At 58.8% G+C, this 21,012-nt stretch carries 17 protein-coding genes and 1 pseudogene; 9 read left to right on the top strand and 9 right to left on the bottom strand.

The genetic code is table 11. The features are described from left to right. Positions 1-16: 16 nt before the first annotated feature. The 6 genes and pseudogenes from ACYVNQ_RS23590 to ACYVNQ_RS23565 form a co-directional block, all read right to left on the bottom strand. Positions 17-1,195, bottom strand: coding sequence for an efflux RND transporter periplasmic adaptor subunit (locus ACYVNQ_RS23590; RefSeq protein ID WP_460905140.1), 1,179 nt, complete (start codon positions 1,193-1,195; stop codon positions 17-19). A 355-nt stretch (positions 1,196-1,550) separates the two neighbouring features. Continuing rightward, positions 1,551-2,612, bottom strand: a complete 1,062-nt coding sequence (locus tag ACYVNQ_RS23585; RefSeq protein WP_460905139.1) for a LysR family transcriptional regulator — start codon at positions 2,610-2,612, stop codon at positions 1,551-1,553. Between the two features lie 69 nt (positions 2,613-2,681). Continuing rightward, positions 2,682-3,359, bottom strand: a complete 678-nt coding sequence (locus tag ACYVNQ_RS23580) for a gamma-glutamylcyclotransferase (protein ID WP_460905138.1) — start codon at positions 3,357-3,359, stop codon at positions 2,682-2,684. A 293-nt stretch (positions 3,360-3,652) separates the two neighbouring features. Beyond that, on the bottom strand, positions 3,653-4,516 hold the full coding sequence (locus tag ACYVNQ_RS23575; protein ID WP_460905137.1) for a Kiwa anti-phage protein KwaB-like domain-containing protein: 864 nt from the start codon (positions 4,514-4,516) through the stop codon (positions 3,653-3,655). Continuing rightward, positions 4,513-5,055: a hypothetical protein gene (locus ACYVNQ_RS23570; protein ID WP_460905136.1), complete on the bottom strand. Its 543-nt coding sequence runs from the start codon at positions 5,053-5,055 to the stop codon at positions 4,513-4,515. The genes ACYVNQ_RS23575 and ACYVNQ_RS23570 overlap by 4 nt, the downstream gene beginning before the upstream one ends. Positions 5,056-5,341: 286 nt before the next feature. Continuing rightward, positions 5,342-5,863 (bottom strand): annotated as a pseudogene (locus tag ACYVNQ_RS23565) (2OG-Fe(II) oxygenase); the annotation flags it as partial. Here ACYVNQ_RS23565 and ACYVNQ_RS23560 point away from each other — a divergent pair. Continuing rightward, positions 5,820-6,779, top strand: a complete 960-nt coding sequence (locus ACYVNQ_RS23560; RefSeq protein ID WP_460905135.1) for a chitinase — start codon at positions 5,820-5,822, stop codon at positions 6,777-6,779. The pseudogene ACYVNQ_RS23565 and the gene ACYVNQ_RS23560 sit on opposite strands and share 44 nt — an antisense overlap. Before the next feature lie 9 nt (positions 6,780-6,788). Here ACYVNQ_RS23560 and ACYVNQ_RS23555 read toward each other — a convergent pair whose 3' ends face one another. Continuing rightward, positions 6,789-7,721: a lytic transglycosylase domain-containing protein gene (locus ACYVNQ_RS23555; protein WP_460905134.1), complete on the bottom strand. Its 933-nt coding sequence runs from the start codon at positions 7,719-7,721 to the stop codon at positions 6,789-6,791. Between the two features lie 157 nt (positions 7,722-7,878). Between ACYVNQ_RS23555 and ACYVNQ_RS23550 the strand changes: the two genes are divergently transcribed. Next, entirely contained in the window at positions 7,879-9,027 is a 1,149-nt protein-coding gene (locus ACYVNQ_RS23550; RefSeq protein WP_460905133.1) for a nucleoside hydrolase, read from the top strand. 437 nt (positions 9,028-9,464) lie between these two features. Here ACYVNQ_RS23550 and ACYVNQ_RS23545 read toward each other — a convergent pair whose 3' ends face one another. After that, positions 9,465-10,676 (bottom strand): DUF6402 family protein, encoded by a 1,212-nt coding sequence (locus ACYVNQ_RS23545; RefSeq protein WP_460905132.1) that lies wholly within the window; start codon positions 10,674-10,676, stop codon positions 9,465-9,467. 572 nt (positions 10,677-11,248) lie between these two features. Here ACYVNQ_RS23545 and ACYVNQ_RS23540 point away from each other — a divergent pair. Beyond that, positions 11,249-11,491, top strand: coding sequence for a SymE family type I addiction module toxin (locus ACYVNQ_RS23540; protein ID WP_460905131.1), 243 nt, complete (start codon positions 11,249-11,251; stop codon positions 11,489-11,491). A 382-nt stretch (positions 11,492-11,873) separates the two neighbouring features. On the opposite strand, the gene ACYVNQ_RS23535 is transcribed toward ACYVNQ_RS23540, so the two are convergent. Next, positions 11,874-13,652, bottom strand: a complete 1,779-nt coding sequence (locus ACYVNQ_RS23535) for a glycoside hydrolase family 15 protein (protein ID WP_460905130.1) — start codon at positions 13,650-13,652, stop codon at positions 11,874-11,876. 353 nt (positions 13,653-14,005) lie between these two features. On the opposite strand from ACYVNQ_RS23535, the gene ACYVNQ_RS23530 reads away from it, so the two are divergent. The 6 genes from ACYVNQ_RS23530 (at position 14,006) to ACYVNQ_RS23505 (ending at position 20,914) form a co-directional block, all read left to right on the top strand. Further along, complete coding sequence (locus ACYVNQ_RS23530; protein WP_460905129.1) at positions 14,006-15,553, top strand: Rieske 2Fe-2S domain-containing protein; 1,548 nt, start codon at positions 14,006-14,008, stop codon at positions 15,551-15,553. Between the two features lie 111 nt (positions 15,554-15,664). Further along, positions 15,665-16,675: a PDR/VanB family oxidoreductase gene (locus tag ACYVNQ_RS23525; protein ID WP_460905128.1), complete on the top strand. Its 1,011-nt coding sequence runs from the start codon at positions 15,665-15,667 to the stop codon at positions 16,673-16,675. 108 nt (positions 16,676-16,783) lie between these two features. After that, entirely contained in the window at positions 16,784-17,797 is a 1,014-nt protein-coding gene (gene ilvC, locus ACYVNQ_RS23520) for a ketol-acid reductoisomerase (RefSeq protein WP_460905127.1), read from the top strand. 84 nt (positions 17,798-17,881) lie between these two features. Next, entirely contained in the window at positions 17,882-18,583 is a 702-nt protein-coding gene (locus ACYVNQ_RS23515; protein ID WP_460905126.1) for a GntR family transcriptional regulator, read from the top strand. A gap of 55 nt (positions 18,584-18,638) precedes the next feature. Beyond that, complete coding sequence (locus tag ACYVNQ_RS23510) at positions 18,639-19,484, top strand: class II aldolase/adducin family protein (protein WP_460905125.1); 846 nt, start codon at positions 18,639-18,641, stop codon at positions 19,482-19,484. A gap of 122 nt (positions 19,485-19,606) precedes the next feature. Further along, on the top strand, positions 19,607-20,914 hold the full coding sequence (locus tag ACYVNQ_RS23505; protein WP_460905124.1) for an MFS transporter: 1,308 nt from the start codon (positions 19,607-19,609) through the stop codon (positions 20,912-20,914). The last annotated feature ends 98 nt before the right edge of the window (positions 20,915-21,012 follow it).

Below are 21,012 nucleotides of genomic sequence, written 5' to 3'. Positions count from 1 at the left end.
GATGTGTCGTGGCGCGTTACGCGGCCGATCTGGCAGCGTTGGCCATGTCGACCGTGTGCGGCGCGACGAGCTCGCCGGGACGCGCACGCTGAATGCCGTTGACGACGATGCGTTCGCCGCTTTTCAGGCCGGACGCGATCACGCGCAGGTTGTCGCGCAGCGCACCGAGTTGCACTTCGCGGTACTGCACCTTGTTCGCGCCGTCGACCATCAGCACGTATTTCTTCGCCTGGTCGGTGCTGATCGCCGCGTCGTCGACGAGCAGCGCCGGATGCGGCGCGCCACCGCCCACTTGCACGCGCGCATAGAGGCCGGGCACCAGCGTGCCGTCGGCGTTGTCGAAGCTCGCGCGCACGCGGATCGTGCCGGACGTCGTATCGAGCCGGTTGTCGACCGATGCGATCGCGCCGTGGCGCGAGTAACCGGTTTCATTGGCGAGGCCGAGCGACACCGGCACCCTGGTGTTGCGGTCGCGGCCGAGGTATTGCAGATAGGTCTGCTCGTCGACGTCGAACGATGCGTAGATCGGCGATACCGAAACCAGTGTGGTCAGCACCGGTGCGTTCGCGCCGACCGAGACGACATTGCCGACGGTCAGCTCCGCGCGCGACACGCGGCCTGCGACCGGTGCGACGATGTTGGTGTAACCAAGGTTCACCTGTGCGGCTTCGAGCGCAGCCTCGGCGGCTTTTACGCCGGCGCTGGCTTCGCGTGCGGCGTTCTGTTTCTCGTCGTAATCGCGTTTGGCGATCGCGTTGTCGGCGAGCAGACGCTCGGCGCGCGCGGCGTCGGTGCTGGCGTAGCCAAAGCGCGCTTTGGCCGCGGCGAGTTGCGCGGCGGCGCGATCGACTTCGGCCTGATAGGGGCGCGGATCGATGGTGAACAGCGCGTCGCCTTTCTTCACCAGCGCGCCGTCCTTGAAGTGCACCGCGACGATCGTGCCGGCAACCAGCGGCCGCACGTCGATGTGGTCGATTGCTTCCAGACGGCCGGAGTAGCTTTGCCAGTCGGTGATCGACTGCGACAGCACGGTGGCGACGTCGACTTCGGTGGCGGGTTGTGGCGCATCGGCAGCGTGCGCGCTCGCGACCGGGCCGGCATCGCGTAGCGACAGAGCCAGACCAATGCCGGTAGCGGTGCCTGCGACGAGCAACGCGCCGAGCACAATCGACAGCCGGGTTCGATTCGATTTCATGGAAAGGGATCCTGATTAAATAAAACTGTTTCGTGACGATCGAAGTAGAGAGGCTTTGCCCGCCTGCGTGGCCCGATTCGTTGCAGTGCCTCGCAACAGGCTGAAGCGTTGGCAGGAGTATGGTTGACGCCCTCGCGGGGATAAAGCGGGCGGCTGGCGACGCTTTGTATCCGTGGTGGAGACAGTTGCGGGCTGCCGGGCGTCCGTCACGCTCGTGGCGGGCTGAGGTTCCGCCTGGGTGTGTGGCGTGCGTTAAGGCATTTCGATAAGACAATTCGCTCGTAGCGAAATATCGCGCGAGCCCGGTGGCAGTGCGCCGCTGTGTAGCGCTGCAGTATCGTTTCGGCCGAGTCTGTCATGCACGCGCGGCGGGTCTGACGACGTGCTCGCGTTGACCGGCTTCGCGGGTGGTCTCACTGCGCGCTTCATTCGCCGCTCGCGCGCACGGTGTCTGCGCGACATGCTTCGTTGCAGGGAAAGAAGGCGCGAGCGCCAGCGCAGGCACATCGTCCCTGCGCAGCATCCAGCACTTCTCGAACACATCCGCGACCCAATCGACGAACACCCGCACGTGCGCGGACAGATGGCGATTCTGCGGATACACCACCCAGATCGGCAGCGAAGCGGGCCGCCAGCGCTGCAGCACTTCGATCAGTTCACCTTTGCGCACATACGCGAGCGCCATGAAGTGCGGCACCTGGATCAGCCCGTGCCCTTCGATGCCGCATTGCAGATATGTATCGCCATCGTTGGCGGCGAGCTTCGACGGCATCCTGATTTCCACCGGCTTGCCGTCGACGACGAAATCCATTGCCGCATGGCGTCCGTTGCGATTCGAGAAGTAGTTCACCGCCACGTGCTGCTCGAGATCCGCCAGTGACGCCGGCGCGCCGTGCTGCGCCAGATACGCGGGGCTCGCGACCGTGACGAACCCGGAGGTGCCGACGCGCCGCGCGACCAGCGTCGAGTCTTGCAGCGCGCCCATGCGAATCGCGCAGTCGACGCCTTCTGCCACCAGATCTACGGGTTTATCGCTGGTGCCGAGCATCAGGTCGACATCGGGGTAGCGCGCGTGAAAGTCGTCGAGCACCGGTACGATCACCATGCGGCCGATCGAGCCGGGCATGTCGACCTTCAGCTTGCCGCGCGGCGCGCGTGCCACCTCGGCGTACACGTTCTCGGCCTCTTCGATCTGCGCGAGGATGTGCGTGCAGCGTTCGTAGTAGGCGGCGCCGTCGGGCGTCAGGCTGATACGGCGCGTGGTGCGGTTCAACAACCGCACCTTCAGCATCGCTTCGAGATTCTGGATGATCGTCGTGACCGACGAGCGCGTCATATGCAGCGCATCGGCCGCGCCGGAAAAGCTGTTGGCGTCCACGACGCGCGTGAAGACCTGCATCGCCTGAAGTTTGTCCATTAGAGGGTTCGCTGCGTGTGTAGTGCTGTCGATGAGCGAGACGGGCGCAAGGTGTCCGCGGGCCGCGTGTTATGCCGCGGCTGCTGCGGGGCGTTGCGTGAGACGGCGGATTTCCGCAGCCACTTGCCCGATGTATGCGTCGCTGAGATGCGATGCGGCTAGTGCCGCTTCTAGCTGGAACACGTAGTCTTCGTTCGTGCCTTGCGGGCCGCTGGCCGCGGCGATCAGCGGCGCCACCGTGTGCACCGATGCGTCCGCTGCGTATTGCGGCTGTGCAGGATCCGCGGCGAATACGATCGCGTGCGTGTGCGTGCCGTCTTCGAACGCGATCGAAGCCCACGTCGGCTGGTACGAGCCCACCACCATTTCGCGAGTCCATACCAGTTGCAGTTCTTCATGCATGGTCTGCGGGTCGAGCCTGAGCGCGATGCCCTGCGCGCTGCCGCCCGGTTCGAGTGCCAGCATGCGGCCGGGCCGCTCGGTGCATGCGCGACCGGCAAACATATGCAGGCAGAAGCTGCGGTGCCAGCCGTGCAGCGTGGCGGCCGCCTGCATGTCGAAATGGATTAGAGGGTTCCACATCAGCGAGCCATACGCGAATACCCAGACCGGACCATTGTCCGGGCGCAGCGCAAGGGTTCGCTGGAGCGAAGCTTCGATGCGCTCGCGGCTCCAGAGCATGTGCGCCGGCAGGTCGCGGAAGCTCTCGAGCCAGGCGCCGGAATGCAGGGTGTCGCGTGACAGCATGATTTGCCTTCGTGAGGTCATGCGCACGGCGGGGGCGGATAGCGTTCGCGCTTCGCGATGCCGTGCGCTGGGAGGTGACGACAGTATTGCCGCGGCGGACGGGACGATAAAGGCGCTACGGGGAGACGCTTAGTCGCTGTGGTGGAGACAATGCGGCGTTGCGCAGCAGAGGCGCGGCCTGTTGACGGGTGGTGCGCAGAAACACAGGAATTGCCGTACTGAAGATGCCGGCGATGGTGGCGTTGCGAGCAGCAGCAGTGGCTGCTGCCGCCGCGCGCGCTTGTTCTTCGCGCCTAGCCCGCCACGCGTTTCGAGCTGGACACGAAGCGCGTCTTCGACAGCGGCGACTCGTAATAGTCTTCGTCGAGGAACTTCAGCAGTTTCCGAAGTTCGGCCTTGTCGGCGGGCAGCACGATGCGGTCCTTGTCATCGACATCGATGCGCAGATTGAATTGCAGCGCGGAGCGCGCGATCTGCTGGCTCGTGTGCGCGGCGAGAATGCCCGATTGCGTGATGAACGAGATCTTCTTGCGGATCAACGCGCCGGCTGAAGCGACGAACTGCTCGACGTTGTCGACAGCAATCTTGTCGTTGGTCGCGAAGGCGGCGACTTCCTCGTTGGTGGCCTCGCGGTATTGCTCGCTCAGATCGAATACGCGCCGCAAAAAGTGGAAGCTCCTGAAACGGATCGAGCCGTTTTCGAGCACGGCCAGCAGGCGATTGTCGAGTGTGACGCCGTCGTCCTGGATGCGCTGGAAGGTTGCGCCGGAAAACAGCATCGACAGGCTTTTCTTCGAGATCAGCCGGCGTTTCTCGAAGTTCTGGATCAGCGCGGCGTGCCGTCCATCGCGGCGATAACCGACAAACAATGCCTTCACGTTTTCAAGCGAATGGCGTGCCGAGTCGAACCATTCGACGCGCAGCGGCCGGTCGATCGCATCGATCAGGCCGTCGGTGTCCTGGAATGGTTTGATCTCAAGCGCTTCGCCTTCTTCCGGAATGTAACGGCCGTCGAACGGCAGCACGGTGTCGATTTCAGCTTCGAACGCCTGCAGTTGCGCGGTGAATTCGCGTGCGATTTCTTTCTGCAGTTCGGCGGTCAGCGGAAAACGCAGGATGCGCGTTTCTTTCTCGCGCGTCAGGGCAAACAGGTTCATCGGTGGTCGCTTTCCTGTTGATGGCGGGCTTCGAGAATGCCGAAATCGCTCAGCTGCACGATGCGCTTGATGGTCAGCACGTTGTTGATCTTGCGCCGCGTGATCATCAGGTAGGAGACGCCGCCGTCGGTGTCGACTTCGTAGAAGTGAAAACCCATGACGCCGAGCACCGGGTTCACCTGCATGCTCTGCGTTCCCCACAGCACGAACAGCAGCATGGCGGCCGCGAATAGCCACGCGATCAGATCGGGTGACGAAGGCTGACCGCGAAAGATCATCGGCAGCGCGTAGGCGACGAAAAAGCCGATCACTTCCTTGTCTGCGCTCTTCGCTTTAAGGATCGTCACGTTCAGCGTTTCGAGGCGCGCAGACGCGACGCCGATGATCGCGCGCGCGAGCAGGCCGAGCCCGAGGCACAGTGCAAATGCAAGGGCGGCCCACGCGTAGTTTTGCGAACGCGCGAATTGAAACGCCAGCGAGATGGACAGCGGCGCGATGGCCGTCAGCGCAAACAGAATGCGGACAAACCGGCTGAGCATGAGGCGGTTCCGATGGGCCGGAATGCGCGGGGAGCGTGCCGGCAATGGGTTGTGAAGCGCTTGGCCACGCGCGTTGCGAGGCGGCGATTAGCATAGCATTCGATGATGACGGCCGAGCGAAACGATGGAGGCGTAGCGATGGCGCGGCGGCGTGCTCATGTGGCGCGTGCGCGTGCTGTGCGATGCGGGTGGTGCAGGTGCAGGTGCGGATGTGGTGCGTGTGCGTGTGCGTGTGCGTGTGCGTGTGCGTGCGCGTGCGCGGTGCCGCCTAAAGATGGTCCGCGGTTTACCCCGCGTGGTTATCCGCTGCGCGTTCGCGCATCCACTTCGTCATGATCCATTTTTCGCCGCACGTGACGGGCGAGCCGCCATGCAGTGTCAGCGGATCGAGTTGCCCGGCCCCGTTCATATAGCGGAAGTAGACGGCGGCTCCCTGGCGCGCTGTCACGCTGATGCCGGCCGTCGGGAATATCGTTTCGCCGCCACCCGCGACGTCGTTGAGATAGACGATGAGCGTCGCGATGCGCTGCCCGCCACGCGACGTGTGTATCGCGCTGCCTCGCTGCCCGGGCGGGAAATAGTCGAAATGCGGCCGGTACTCGCCGCCTGCCGCATAGTGCAGTATCTGCAAACCTTCGCCATGGTCGATGGGCCAGTTCATCAAGGCGGCGATACGGCGATCCAGTCGTTCGATGAAGGCGTCTTCGCAGCGGCGGAACCAGCAGCCTTCGCTGGTACGCAGCGCGATCACGTCTTCGCCGCCGTTGTCGGGGTTCACGGTGGTGGAGCGCTTCAGACGAGGCCGCGACAAGCTGTTAGCCACATCGTTCGCACACTTCGTTCAGGAAACCGGCGCAAACTGGGCTTCGCTGACACCGGGCCAGGCGCGCTCCGGTTACCCCGATCACAACAATGCGGTGCTTGCGACGATGCCGCAAGATACCGCGATACCGATGTGGCGGCAGGCGCTGTGGTACCTGCGCGAATCGGGCTACGAAGAAGGATCGTCCGTTGGTTCGTACCAGCAATGCGCGCCCGGCTCGCACGCAACCAACTGGGTTTTCTATCCGTGCGCCAAAAACAGCAAGGGTCAATATCTCGACTACTTCGGGCGCGGCGCCAAGCAGCTGTCATGGAATTACAACTTTGGCCCCTTCTCTCAGGCACTTTATGGCGACGTGAACGCGCTGCTGGATAATCCCGGCAAGGTGGCCGACACGTGGTTGAATTTCGCGTCGGCGGTATGGTTCGCCGTCACACCGCAAACACCGAAGCCGCCGATGACATGGGTCGTCGACGGTACCTTCAAGCCCAATAGCATCGATCTGGCCAACAACATGAAGCCGGGCTTCGGTGCGACGGTGTACATCATCAATGGCGGCATCGAATGCGGCGGTGGCGGTGCGGAGCGATCGCAGGTGGTCAACCGGATTGCGGCATACAAGGAAATGGCGCAGGAACTGCAGGTTACGACTCCATCCGACGAGCCGCTGGGATGCGCGAACATGCGCGGTTTTGCGGAAGGTTCGGCCGGCGCAATCGCGGCCTACCTCGACAAGGACTATTCGTGGCGCGATGGAAAGCCGGTCACGGGCTGCAAGCTGGTCGACTATCAGATGCCGTTCTCGCTGATCACCACGGGTGATTACAAGGCCTGCACCGATTATTTCTTTAGAGGCAAGGTCGAATATAACGGCCAGGTGGTGATCGACAACACGAAATAGTTGCGCACGCTACGGTGTGCTGCGATAGCGATCCGCCAGCAGTTTGACGCGGGACACGTAAGACTGCGTCTCCGGATAAGGCGGTACGTCGTTGTATCGGCCTACCGCGTTCTCGCCTGCGTTGTAGCCGGCCAGCGCCCGATCGAGGTCGCCGTTGAAGTGCTTGAGCAGCCACGCAAGGTACTGCACACCGCCACGAATGTTTTGTGCCGCATCAAAGGCATCCTTCACGCCGAAGCGTCGGGCAGTGGCGGGCATCAATTGCATCAGGCCTTGCGCGCCGAGGCCGGAAATGGCGTTGGGCTCGAAGTTTGATTCTGCATGAATCACCGCGCGGACCAGCGCCTCATCGACGCCGAAATTCAGCGCGGCGTCTTCGATCTCATGTCGGTACGACCGCGTGTTCAGCACGAGTGCTGTGATGTTGACGTCGCGTGTGCGCGAGCAAAGAAAGCACGTCGATGAAAAATGCAGCAGGATCAGTGACGCGTGCGAAGGCAAGCGAACGGGCTTGCTGCTGAAGTAATAGCGGATCCCGTTATCGATGTACGAGTACATGGTCGCGCGGACGATGCTTTGCAACGATTCCTTTCGCGTGCCGCTGCCTGCGTCGTTATAGAAATGCGCAGGTGGTGTGTACGGCGATCTGCGAGGGAAGTCCGGTTGAGCACCATTCGTTAGCGCGCTTTTGCTCAACGCAATGCTGGTTCGGTCACGTGCAGAAAGCGCGGCCTGCGGCGCTGGATGACTGAACGCGCTGTCGACGGTACTGCATGAAGCGCCCGCTATGAATTCCGATGCATAGCTCACGGAGTTATCGTTGCCTCGACATTTCAGCATCGCTTGAGCGGAGGTCGAAACAAGGACGAGTGGAATCACACTAACCAAAAGCGGAACTCGTCCGGCATGTAGGGTTTGTTCAGATCGTCGAGAAGAGGGCATCGATCTCTCCTTGCTGCTATCGACACGAGACGAGGAATGCGTTCGTTGTTTCTCGTATGAGTTAAAACCGTCCGTCAATTGAATTTAGGTGAGGTTCGAACGCTTCGCCAATTGTTCGCGTCAATGCTTGTGCTGCGTATAGATCCTCGTGCTTGATATGATGGCCGCACAGTTGTTATCGTGCGAAAGCACTGCACGATCGATACAAACTCCCGACGGCGATCTTATGAATACTTCAAACGCTCACGCAGCAACGGCTACCGTTGCTGACCATCACAAGGTTATTCTCGACACGGACTTCACGACGATCGGCGACGACGGTCAAGTGCTGGCCATGGCCGCGCAACTGCACAGCGAGGGCGTGATCGAACTGATGGGCGTAACTGTCGTGACCGGCAACGACTGGCTGAAGCAGGAAGTAGCCGATACGTTGAAAGCTGTCGAACGATTGGGGATCGAAGATGAGGTCGGTGTCTATGCCGGCGCGAACTTTCCGCTAGTACACGATCCGCGTAGCTTCGAACACGAACGGGCGCTATTCGGCTTCGGCGAAAGCTACAAGATGGCGTTTCATCTGCCGCAGCCGTCGGATGCAGACCTCGTTGCGCCGCCGGATGGGTTTGCGCAAAGAGCGAAGCTGCGAGAGCAGAACGCGGTCGACTTTATTGTCGATACGGTCAAGGCGCATCCACACCAGATCACGATACTGGCCATTGCGCCGCTAACGAACCTGGCGCTCGCGATTCGCAAGAATCCGGAGATCGTGCCGTTGATCAAACGCATCGTTTATATGGCGGGCGCACTGGATGTGAAGGGCAATACGACGCCAGCCGCGGAAATGAACGTGTGGTGCGATCCCGAGGCGGCACGCATCGTGATGCGCGAGCCGATCGAGCAGGCGTTGATTCCGCTGGATGTGACCAATATCACGCAGCTCGGCAAAGATGTGTTCGATCGGATTGTCAGTGGCGATGGTCCGATTCAGAAGCTCTTTAAGGCTAGCTCGATGGCTCGCAAATTTGCGAACGATGTTGACGCTACGGTGAGTGTGTTCGATACGCTGGCGCTCGCGTATCTGGTCGATCCGACTTATGCGACTGAAGTGGAGGAACTATTTATTGATGTCGATGTGGCGTTCGGGCCGGGGTATGGGCGCACGCTGGGGTATTGGCAGGAGCAGCCCACCAGGCTACTGCAGAAAGTGAAGGTGGTGAAGCGGTTTGATAACCCGCGATTCTTCGAGTTTTATGTGGACTTGTTGACGCGGGCGGTGCCGGTTGTTGGGCGGGTTACCTTGAGGGGTTAGCTTCTCGCGGTCGGAGCGAATGCTGCCGGCGTGATCAATGTGAAAATCAGATTCTCTCTCCTTTCTCTAGAATAGGGGCAATCTAGCTCGAATCCAATCCCACTTTGTCGGTGGGATTGATATCGACTGCATCGGGGCTTCTTTTGAACTGTCGTAATATATGATTGAGTCCATGCCATCACGCAAATCTCGTTCGGTTGCGGAATTCGCGTAGTAAGAAAAATATCGACGGGCAAGTAATTCTCCAGCATTGTTAAAAATCTGGAGTTTAATTTCTGTTCCGTTTTTAATGTCTGCGCTGCACAATTTCACAGAATACGTCTTGCCGTGAAAATTCTTTTCTCCTCCATTTAATTTTTCTGTGACAACATCGCAACGGTCATAATCTGGCCTATTCAAATAAACAATCAATCCAATTACGAGATAAGCGCCAATGGCTAGGCCAATGAGTCTGATGACTCTAGTCTGCATATTTCACCAAGTTCAAGATTGATCGGCTTCTTCAATTTAAGATAAACTGGTTTTGAATATACCATGAAGTCGCCACCGCGATGATGCTTCTCTCGCCAATACCTATAATGCGAATTATGTACAGGAAAGTAAACGTCAGACTCCTTAAATTTCCCAAACAAGCTTTTTCGTGTATCCACAGGTTTTTCGATGCTCTTCACCCAGATATCAATATCGGAATCTCGTTTCACTGAACTAGACGCGCCGAGCAGCGAGCTGGGCGCAATGATTACTCCATGCTTGTTCCAGTGTCCCAAATATTGCTTTCCATTGAACGAATAATTATCTTTCACATACACGTAGACGTGTGTAATTTTTCCGATGGCGTTAAGGCAATAAAAGTTACCTGTTTTTTGATACCTGTAGTATTTCTCGCCGGAAATCTCCACGTTACCTATGGCAACATAAATATTGAAATTTGCCAATGCACCCGTAAGATCAGTTAGCGCAAGATTCTCCATAGTATCCCAATCGCTTAATGCTGTTAGCTGAAACTGCCAATCGATATGAAATTGTCGAATATCTGCCAAAGACAGGCTTGTGTTGAAGCTAAGATTTACGCCTCTTTCTTCTAAGAATCGCTTATAAATGTGATCAAAGGTCTTCTTTTTCGCTAAATCGATTGCTGCGTCTCTATAAATGTCGTTTGCAAGAAGATTTTTGTACTTTTTTTTGACGTTCCCGAATTTCAACGCCCAGTCAAGAGTTACTGTACAATCATCTAATGGTTGGATCGATTTTGGATCGTCACTATAAATATGCTCGGAACTCGCGAACCAAATTCGCGCAAGTTTGGCCGAAACTTTCCAGCCTAAATTGTCCATCGCAACTGGCACATCCTGAAGATCGAAGATTGGTGGATTTTCACAAGGTTCGGCGTCCAGTTGCTTTGAAAATTCTTTGTCTTTTGACTGTTGTCTCGACTGTAGTACTTCAGCATGTTTTTCGGCTTTCGGCGGTTCCGTAGCTGGTTTAGTCGCTGGTGGCTGCGGCTTTTCTCCAGGAGCGAGTCTGTCAATTGATACGGTCTTTTGAGTATCAAGGGGAATGCATCCTCGCGCGCCTTTGTACTCCTTCAACTCCAAGCCGAGTAACCATTTTTGTGGTTTGTAGTAGGGTCTTTTTTTTACGTCGGTCATGAGTATATCGTGTTGGAAAATTGATTGATTATTTCTGCGCAAGCGATAATTGATGAGAACCGATGTATTTCTAGCTGTCGGCTATGGTAAGAGGCCAATGTCTTTAAACACTTGAGCCGGAAAAGGCATGAACTTGGCAAATTGTGTCATCCACCTTCATCCTGTGCGTCACTCTTCGGACGACGGTAACACGCGACAACATCACGTATGCGTCGTCGTTCAAAATTCAGAAAATTCGCATCGAAGGTTGGGATCGACGAAGTCGAGTGGGTCCGGCATTGGAACTGAACCGTGATGGTAAAAGCTAAGACGGCGCCCCATGGCAATGAGCAGAACTTGAGAACAGCATCAAAAAACCTATCCAAAAGATATAGGACAGCTTTTCTGACGGAATACCTGTTGCAACTCTGTCGTGACCCACGGAAAATAGCTTGGAACGCTAACTAAATCAGAGCGGGTCTCTAAGGGAAGACCTGACGACAAGGAGAGGTGGAAGGAGAAGAAGCGCGGGCCGCATGGGGCGCAACCCAAACGACCCGCTGACCACAACCAACTCACAACAGGAGTTGATCATGGCTAAGGCCGATGATAAAGCAGTAAACGATGTTTCTGTTCGAATCTTGACGGTGGCGAGAAAACACCAACGTTGGCAAGTGCCTGTATGTTACCCGCCCCATCTCGATTACAAACCGGACGGTCCCGACGTGCCTTGGATTCGTCTTTCCGGGCAATGGCTCGAGAGAGCTGGGTTTGTGATTTCGGGCAAGGCGCGCGTGGAGGTGAGTCAGGGGAAGTTGGTTATCACGCCGGCATGAGCCTTCGAGATCGGAGATGATGCGTCGTCCGCGTGAAGCAAAGAGAGGCGAACGCCGCCGGCGCGTGCCGGCGGCTTCGCGGGTCGCGCTATTTCGCGAGTATTGCCTCGAGCTCGCCGGGATGTCGTTGCAGATAGTGACCGTAGAGCAATGAGCTAGGCTTGCCCAGTGAGCGAACATGTTCAGGAGGGAAAACAGCGGCTTGAATATGTTCAGCGGCAGGGAGTTGCCGTCACGCGTGAACGCCGCCCACACGCTGCCGACATGGCCGTCGATCTGGAAATTCACGTAGTCCGATGTCCAAATCAGGCCGGGATTCGAGCCGAATGCCCGGCTTGCCGGATGCTTTCGAAAGAGATGACGTCTGAGCGTGGTCGGCCGCCTACATCCACGGCACATGCTTCACATCCAGACTCCGATCAAGCTGATACGCCGCGCTGATCAACGCCAGGTGCGTCAACGCCTGAGGGAAATTACCCAACGCGTTTCCATCGACAGCCACTTCTTCCGAGAAGAGCCCCAGATGGTTCGCATACTCAAGCATCTTCTCAAACACAAGCCGCCCTTCATCGATACGTCCTGCCCGGGCCAGTGCTTCCGCATACCAGAACGAACACGCGCTAAATCCACCTTCAAGCCCCGGCAACCCATCCAGCTTCGAGCCCCGCGTATAACGAAAAATCAGCGGATCAATGCGCAATTCTTCCCCGATCGCATCGAGCGTTCCAAGCCAGCGCGGATCGGTCGGTCCGATAAAGCGCACCAGCGGCATCATCAACACTGACGCATCAAGCGTGGCGGTTCCCGGCGTTTGCACAAACGCATTGCGTTCAGCGTTCCAGAAATTCTCATGAATATCGCGATGAATCGCATCGCGTGTCTCAAACCACTTGCTAAACGGCGCAGGCAGCGACCGCTTCTCCGCAAGCCGTAATGCGCGATCCATCGCAACCCAGCACATCAGACGCGAATGCAGCAGCGGCCGCGTGCCATTGCGAAACTCCCAGATGCCGTGATCCGGTTCCTGCCAATGCGCGACGACGTACTCGATGGTGCGCGTCACGTGCTGCCAGCCTTCGTACGAGATGGCCGCGCCGTATTTGTTGTACAGGTACACCGCATCGAGCAGGGCGCCATACGTATCGAGCTGCGTCTGATCCCGCGCGCCGTTACCGACCAGCGCGGGAATGCCGGTGTCGTCAGAAAGCTTGTCGAGCGTTTGCTCTTCGAAGGCGGGCTCGCCATCGATCGCGTACATCACGCGCAGCGAGCCATCCGAAGAACAGTCGCGGCTACGCGCCGCAATCCAGCGCATGAACTGTTGTGCTTCCCCGATGTAGCCGAGACGCAGCAGCGCGTAAACCGAGAACGCGGCATCGCGGATCCATGTGAAGCGATAGTCCCAGCGGCGCGATCCGTCTTGCGCTTCCGGCAAGCCGAAAGTCGGCGCGGCCACGATCGCGCCGTGTTCGTCCGAGCTGAGCAGTTTCAACGTCAGCGCTGAACGCAGCACCATCTCACGATAGCGGCCGCGATATGACGATTGTGACGACCATTTGCGCCAATTGGCGATTGTGTCCCGCAGCGCGGCTTCGTGATCGAGCTGCGCTTCTTCAAGTTCGTCAGCGTTGCCTAACATCAGGCAGATCGTTTCGCCTTCGTGCAGGTCCACCGTACCAAACGCCATGTCGTGTCCGATTTCGAGTGGGACGGTCGACGTGAGTGTCACGCATGCGGAGCCGTCCTTCGGTTCGAAACGGACGCCACCATCGAAGGCAATCGCGCGATGCGCGATACGGGCATATGAAAAACGCGGCATGCAGCGAATCTTCAGCCTGGGGCTGCCGTACAGCGCGCGCACTACGCGGATCACACAGTTGGGTGTCTTGCGGTCGTCCTTGTCCGCTTCGCCAGCCGCGTTGATCGGCATGAAATCCAGCAGCTCGCAGACGCTATCGCCGGTCATAAAGCGCGTCAGCAGCACATTCGTTTCCGGCAGATACATCTGCTTCGAACTGTAGTCGTCGGTATCGAGCGTGATCGAAAATTCGCCGCCGTTTTTCGCGTCCAGCAGCGCTGCGAACAGAGTGGGCGAATCGATGCGGGGAAAGCACATGAAGTCGATCGAGCCATGGATAGACACGAGTGCGGTCGTCTTCATGTTGCCGATCAGACCACGCGCGTCGATGGGCAGCGGGCGGGCGCGGGATGAGGATTTTCCAGTCATGGTTTGAACGCGGGCCGGCGCGCGAGGCAGCAAAGTGGCGCACGCGGAAGCCGCGGTTGCATAAAACGACGATCGCGCAGGAACCGTTCCCGACACTAACCGCAAGCTGACTCCTGCTTCACCACAACGACCACTCCACAAAATCCTGGTGTTAACCCTAACAAGACAACGCCACTTTCTAGCTTTATTCTTTGGATACAGAGTTCGGAACACGAAAGTCAGAGTTCGGCGTTCGAGACATGAATAGCCTGACCGAGCGTCCCTATCGATTACTGGAGAAACCAGACATGAGCATCAAGTCGGACAAGATGGATGAGCAGAAGCACACCGGGGGCTCGGCCCCAGTCGCGAAGAAATTGATCCCTTTCGGCGGCTACTACACCAACAAGGTGCCGGACCACGATCCCGAACTGACCGAAACCGGTCCCGGCACGCCGACGGGCGAGTTCATGCGCCGTTTCTGGCACCCGGTGTGTATGTCGATGGAACTGACCGATACGCCGCGTTTCCTCAAGATCCTGAGCGAAGAGCTGGTCGCCTTCCGCGACAAGAGTGGCCGCGTCGGCGTGCTGCATGCGCATTGCGTGCACCGCGGCGCGTCGCTCGAGTACGGCGCCATTCAGGAGCACGGCATCATGTGCTGCTATCACGGGATGGTGTTCGACGTCGACGGGACCTGTCTGCATGTTCCGTTTCCGAAGGGCGAAGAGAAAGAGGCCGAGCGCTTCGCGTGCTCGATTCGCCAGGGCGCGTACAAGGCGATCGAACGTAACGGTCTGGTGTTCGCCTATATGGGCCCGCCGGAAGAAGAGCCGCCGTTTCCCGAATGGGAAGGCGACTTCACGGTCGCGGAAGGTGACGAGCTGGTGCCGTACAGCAACTTCCAGCATTGCAACTGGCTGCAGGTGCAAGACAACGCAGCCGATAACTATCACCCGACCGCGCTGCATGCGGGCAAGAACGTGGTCGATGGGCACTATCAGGGCACGACGTTCGACGAAGTCGGAGCGGCTTCGATGGAAGTTGCGCCTGACATGAACTTTGTGCCGGTGCACGGTGGCCGCAGCCTTGCGTGCGCAGGCGCGCGCCGCGTCAACAAGGACAAGCTGTTTGTGCGGGTCCAGCATCAGGTCCTGCCGAACCTGAGCCTGCATGCCTATACGTCGGAAGACGGCTCGAAGAAAAAACTGTTCAGCCGCTTCCACATCATCCGCTGGACGGTGCCCGTCGACGACGAAAACAGCAAGATGATCGGCTGGCGCGTGATGGGCCCGGGTATCGATACGCGCGGTATCGGTAACAAGGAACTGGTCGGCTACGAGTCGATCGACTTCCTGGAAGGGCAGGTTGCGATGCGCCGCCCGGAGCGTTTCGGCAAGTACAAGCTCGACGAGTTGCCGCCGATCCCGCCGAATCATCGCGAACGCGCGAACTACAAGGAAGCGCAATACGCGCCGGGCGATTACGAAGCCATCATCAGCCAGCGGCCGATCGCGGTGCACTCGCTCGAGAACCCGACCAAATTCGACGCAGGCCTTTATCAGTTCCGCAAGATGCTGCGCGATGCCGTACGCGGCACGAATGCGGCCGCATCGGCCCAGGGTTTTGCGCAGTGGCTGCGCGACCTCAATGGCGCGCCGAACAGCTATTGCTCGGGCAACGTGTTCGAGATCGCCGAAGGCGAAACCGTCGAGGATGAAGTGGCGCGTCGCCGCAAAGTTCTGAAGTCCGTCGTCGCCATTCTCACCGAAAGCGACACCCTCAAGGGAGCAGCGCGCGCTGACTTTGTCCGCTACAGGTTCGACGAACTCGAGCAATCGCTGAAGAAGAGCTGACGTGTTAGATCGCTAAAGCCGGACGTCGTCATTAAGCAAGCTTGTAGAAACCCGTTGAGCCGGCCACTTCATTGCTGAGTGGCTGGCCGTCAACCGGCAAGAGAGATCACGATGGAAACCTCACTGGAAGCGGAAGAAGCCGTTCAGGATATCGAAGCTGGCACGCTCGACGTGCGCGTCAAGCAGATACGGTACGAAGGCAAAGGCATCAACTCGTATGAGTTGACCAGCCCGACAGGCGAGGAGTTGCCGCCTTTCGAAGCAGGATCGCATATCGACATCCACCTGAAGAACGGCGCGATTCGTCAGTACTCGTTGTGCAACCCGCCTGCCGAGCGTCACCGCTACGTTATCGCCGTTCTGAAGGATGAAGCCGGCCGCGGCGGTTCGCGCTCGATGCATGACGACGTGGCCGCAGGCGACGTGGTGACCATCAGCAAGCCGCGCAATCACTTTGCGCTCGACGGCAATGCCAGCAAGGTGATTCTGATTGCAGGCGGCATCGGTGTGACGCCGCTGAAGGCGATGGCGCACGAACTGGAAGCGCATCACGTCGACTTCGAAATGCACTATTGCGCGCGCAGTCGTGAAGCGGCTGCATTCGGCGAAGAGCTGGCCGATATGCAGCGCGCGGGCAAATTGCGCTACCACTTCGACGACGGTGAAAAGAGTAATCAGCTCGATCTGGCGAAGCTGCTCGCGCAGCCCGCTTCCGGTACGCACGTCTATTACTGCGGCCCGTCGGGCTTTATGAAGGCTTGTGCAGAGGCCGCCAGCCACTGGCCGAAGGGTACGGTTCACTTCGAGCATTTCAAGGCGCCGGAACAACCGAAGCGTGCGCCCGTCAGCACCGAATCGACGGACGGATGCGACGTGACGATTGCCAGCACCGGTCAGGTCGTGCACGTCGCAGCAGACCAGAGCCTCGCCGACGCCCTCAATAGCGCAGGCGTCGACGTGCCGACTTCGTGTTGCGCCGGCCTGTGTGCGACCTGCAAGGTCCGGTATCTCGAAGGTGAGGTCGAACACAACGACTTCATCCTCAGCGAAGACGAGCGGCAGGAGTACCTCACCACGTGTGTGTCGAGGCCGGTCAGCAAGACGCTGGTGCTCGATCTTTGAGCAGCATTGTTCAACCGCTTTAAAGCGGACCGCCATCGGTAGCGCGGCGGCCCATTTCTGTTGCGTAGTTACGCAGAAGCGCCGGTGGCGCGAATCTCTGGAAACAGCATGAAAGTTTATTACGACAAGGATGCGGACCTTTCTCTTCTGAAGAGCAAGCGCGTAGCGATTATCGGTTATGGCTCGCAGGGCCACGCTCACGCACTGAACCTTAAAGATAGCGGCATCGATGTGCGTGTCGGTCTACGCAAAGGTGCTTCATGGACCAAGGCGGAAAACGCGGGCCTTAGCGTCAAGACGGTCGTGGCTGCGGTCAAAGAAGCGGACGTCATCATGATGCTGCTTCCCGACGAACATATCGCACAGGTGTATCGCGAAGAAGTCGAGCCGAACGCCCGCAACGGCGCAGTCCTCGGTTTCGCGCATGGTTTCAATATTCACTACGGGCAGGTCGTGCCGAGTGCGGATCTCGACGTGATGATGGTCGCGCCGAAGGCCCCCGGCCATACGGTTCGCAGCACGTTTGTCGCCGGCGGTGGCGTGCCTCATCTGATCGCGGTTGCGCAGAACCCGTCCGGCTCCGCACGTGACATTGCGCTGGCTTATGCCGCGGCGATCGGCGGTGGCCGTGCCGGCATCATCGAAACCAGCTTCCTTGAAGAGACTGAAACCGATCTGTTCGGCGAACAGGCGGTGCTGAGTGGCGGTCTCGTCGATCTGATCAAGACGGGTTTCGAGGTGCTGGTGGAAGCGGGCTACGCGCCCGAGATGGCTTATTTCGAATGCCTGCATGAAGTGAAGCTGATCGTGGACCTGATTTACGAAGGCGGCATCGCCAATATGAACTACGGCATTTCGAACAACGCCGAGTTCGGTGAATACGAGGTCGGCCCGCGAATCATCACCGATGCGACCAAACAGGCGATGAAGGCCGTGCTGCGCGACATTCAGACGGGACAGTACGCAAAGAGCTTCATTCTCGAGAACAAGGCGGGTGCGCCGACGCTGCAGGCGCGTCGGCGTCTGACTGCCAATCACGAGATTGAAGTCGTCGGCGCGAGGCTGCGCGCGATGATGCCCTGGATCAGCAAGGGCGCACTCGTGGACCGTTCGAAAAACTGAGCTTCTGTCGAAGCGGGTGTGGGTTTGTCGATGAGGCATACACATACCCTCGGCAACAGCGGTGAAACCAGGGACGGTGAAACCATGACGTCGAAGCTGCTGAAGATCCAGCCGCGCCAGGACTACGTGGAGTCGGTCTATGAGGTCCTTCTGAACGCGATCTGCGACGGCTCCCTCGCGCCCGGTACGCGCCTCACGCAGGAAGACATCGCGGAGCAACTGTCCGTCTCGCGTTCGCCAGTACTGCAGGCGTTGCGGCTACTGAAGAAAGATGGGCTGGTTCAGGATGCGCCTGGTCGCGGGTTGCTGGTTGCGCCACTCGAGGCGTCGTGGCTTGCCGATCTTTACGAAATTCGCGGCGCACTCGATGTACTGGCGGCGAAGCTGGCAGCCGCAGGCCGCGCGCAACTCGACCCGAAACTCATCGAGCGCGGCCGGACATCGGCGCAGACCGGCAATGTGCACACGATGATCGATGCGGACATGGCGTTCCATTTCGCCATCTACGAGGCCTCTGGAAACCGCTTGATAGCGCAGACGGCGCATGGCCACTGGGTGCATATCCGGCGTGTGATGGGGGCGGTGCTTCAGATGCAGGGTGAGCGCGCATCCGTATGGGACGAGCACGAGGCGATTGCACACGCGATCGCGCAGGGCGACGCCGTGCTCGCCGTGCGTCTTGCCGATGCTCACGCTAAACGCGCTAGCCAGGTGGTCGTCCGGCAGTTCGACGTGTTGCTTGGAATATTGAACCCAATTGTCGAGCCCAGTGTGTCTGTTGCCTGACGCCTGAGGCTCACGTACTTCGTAAGTTCCCCTTCAATACGTAGGAGATTTGAACATGTCTACTGAAGTTGTCGAATCCAGCACCGAGTCGATCGTCAAGCCGGGCAAGGTCTCGATTTATCAGCCCGATCAGGAAGGGGTGATTTTCCCTGAAATTCCGCAATTCGCGTCGGCGCAGGCGCATCGTCAGCATCTGAAGGAACGTCTGGTTGCGGCTTGCCGTGCGTTTGCGCTTCAGGGTTTCGACTACGGCTTCGCCGGCCACCTGACCATTCGCGACCCGGAGAACCCAGGCCTTTACTGGACCAACCCGATGTGCGTGCATTTTGCGCAGGTCAAACTGTCGAATCTGATCTGCGCTGACCACAAGGGCAATGTCGTCGAAGGCAACTACGCGATCAATCGCGCAGGCTTCGTGCTGCATGCCGCGGTTCACGAACAGCATCAGGACATCGTTGCGATGTGTCACGCGCACACGACGTATGGCACGGCATTCTCATCGCTCGGCAAACCGCTCGCGCCGATCTCGCAGGACGCCGCAGCGTTCTTCGAAGACCACGTCGTGATCGGCGACGAGGCCGGCAAGGTAGCGGTCGAAGTGATGGGCGGCAACAAGGTGTCCAATGCGTTTGCCGGCGTGAAGGCCGCGATTCACCAGAACCACGGGCTGCTGACCGCGAGCCGTCACAGCATCGATGCAGCTGCGTTCTGGTTCATCGCCCTCGAGCGCTGCTGCCAGCAGCAACTGATGATCGAAGCCACCGGCATCACGCCGAAGGAAGTCACTCCCGAGCGTGCCCGCTATAGCCGCGAGCACGTTGGTAGCGAATACATCGGCTGGCTGCACTTCCAGACCATCTGGAACGACCTGGTTGCAACGCAACCGGACATGTTCGATTAAAGCACAGCAGAAAACGCAGGCCTGCAGCAGTTCCCTTCGACGGATACCGCGGCAGGCCAACGACGGTGGACATAAGAAAAACCCGCCACCGCCGTCTTTTGAAGGCCCCCCAGGAGACAACAATGAGTTCTCATAGTCCGGCCGCATATCTGGAACACAGCGAATCGAACGCGTTTGCCAAAGTGGCGTGGCGCCTGATTCCTTTTCTCTTTCTCTGTTATCTGTCTGCCTATCTCGACCGGATCAACGTTGCCTTTGCCAAGCTGCAGATGCTCAATGATCTGGGCCTTAGCGAGGCCGTTTACGGATTCGGCGCCAGCGTGTTTTTCGTTGGCTATCTGCTATTCGAAGTGCCAAGCAATCTGATACTTCTGCGCGTCGGCCCGCGCCGGTGGATTGCGCGAATCATGGTCACATGGGGCATCATCTCGGTCGGCATGATGTTTGTGAAAACGCCGACCACGTTTTACATCATGCGTTTCCTGCTTGGTGTCGCCGAGGCGGGTTTCTTTCCCGCGATTGTGCTGTACCTCACCTACTGGTTTCCGTCGTCGCGGCGCTCCAAGATGACCGCGCTCTTCATGACCGGTATTCCGATGTCGGGTGTGATCGGCGGCCCATTGTCCGGCTGGCTGATGACGGCGCTCGGCGGCGCACATGGGTTGGCAGGCTGGCAATGGCTGTTTCTCGTCGAAGGTTTGCCGACCGTCGCGCTCGGCGTGATTGCCTACTTCTATCTCGACGACAAGGTGCAGGACGCCAACTGGCTGACTGATTCGCAGAAAGCCTATATCGAACGCAAGCTGGTCGAGGAGAAGCCTGAGGGTCTGCTGCATTCGGTCAAGGATGGTCTGCTCAATCCGAAGATTCTGCTTGTTAGCGGCATCTATTTTTTCTACACGATGGGTCTTTATGGCGTCAGCTTCTGGTTGCCTTCGCTGATCAAGTCGAGCGGTGTGTCTGACCCGTTGCATATCGGCTTGCTGACGGCGGTTCCGTATGCGGTTGGCGCGATCGCGATGGTGTTGGTCAGTCAGAGTTCGGACCGCATGGGAGAGCGGCGTTGGCATCTGATCGTGCCTGGGCTGGTCGGTGCATTCGGGTTGGCAATGAGCGTCTGGTTCGCCGATTCGACGGTGCCCGCGATGATCGCGTTGACCATCGGCACGATGGGTGTGATGACGACTATCTCGCAGTTCTGGGTGCTTCCGCCGGCATTCCTTGGTGGTGCGGCGGCTGCGGCGGGGTTGGCCTTTGCGAACTCGGTGGGCAGCATCTCGGGTGTGGTTAGCCCGTCGCTGATCGGTCTCGTGAAGACCGCGACGGGGTCGGCGGGCGCGGGGGTACTGGCGCTTTCCGTCAGCCTGGTGGTGGCGGGGCTGCTGGTGTTGCTCGTGCCGCCGGCGCTGGTTAACCGTCGACGTGCGTAGCGTGAAGCTTTGAAGTAAAAACGCCGCTGCGGGTTTTTAGGCCTGCAGCGGCGATGTGCATTGAATTGAAGGACGTGTGGCGGCCGGCCGCGGCTGGC

Source organism: Paraburkholderia jirisanensis (genome assembly GCF_054782355.1).
Note: the sequence above shows the minus strand (reverse complement) of the source record. Positions and strands in the feature narration are given on the sequence as shown.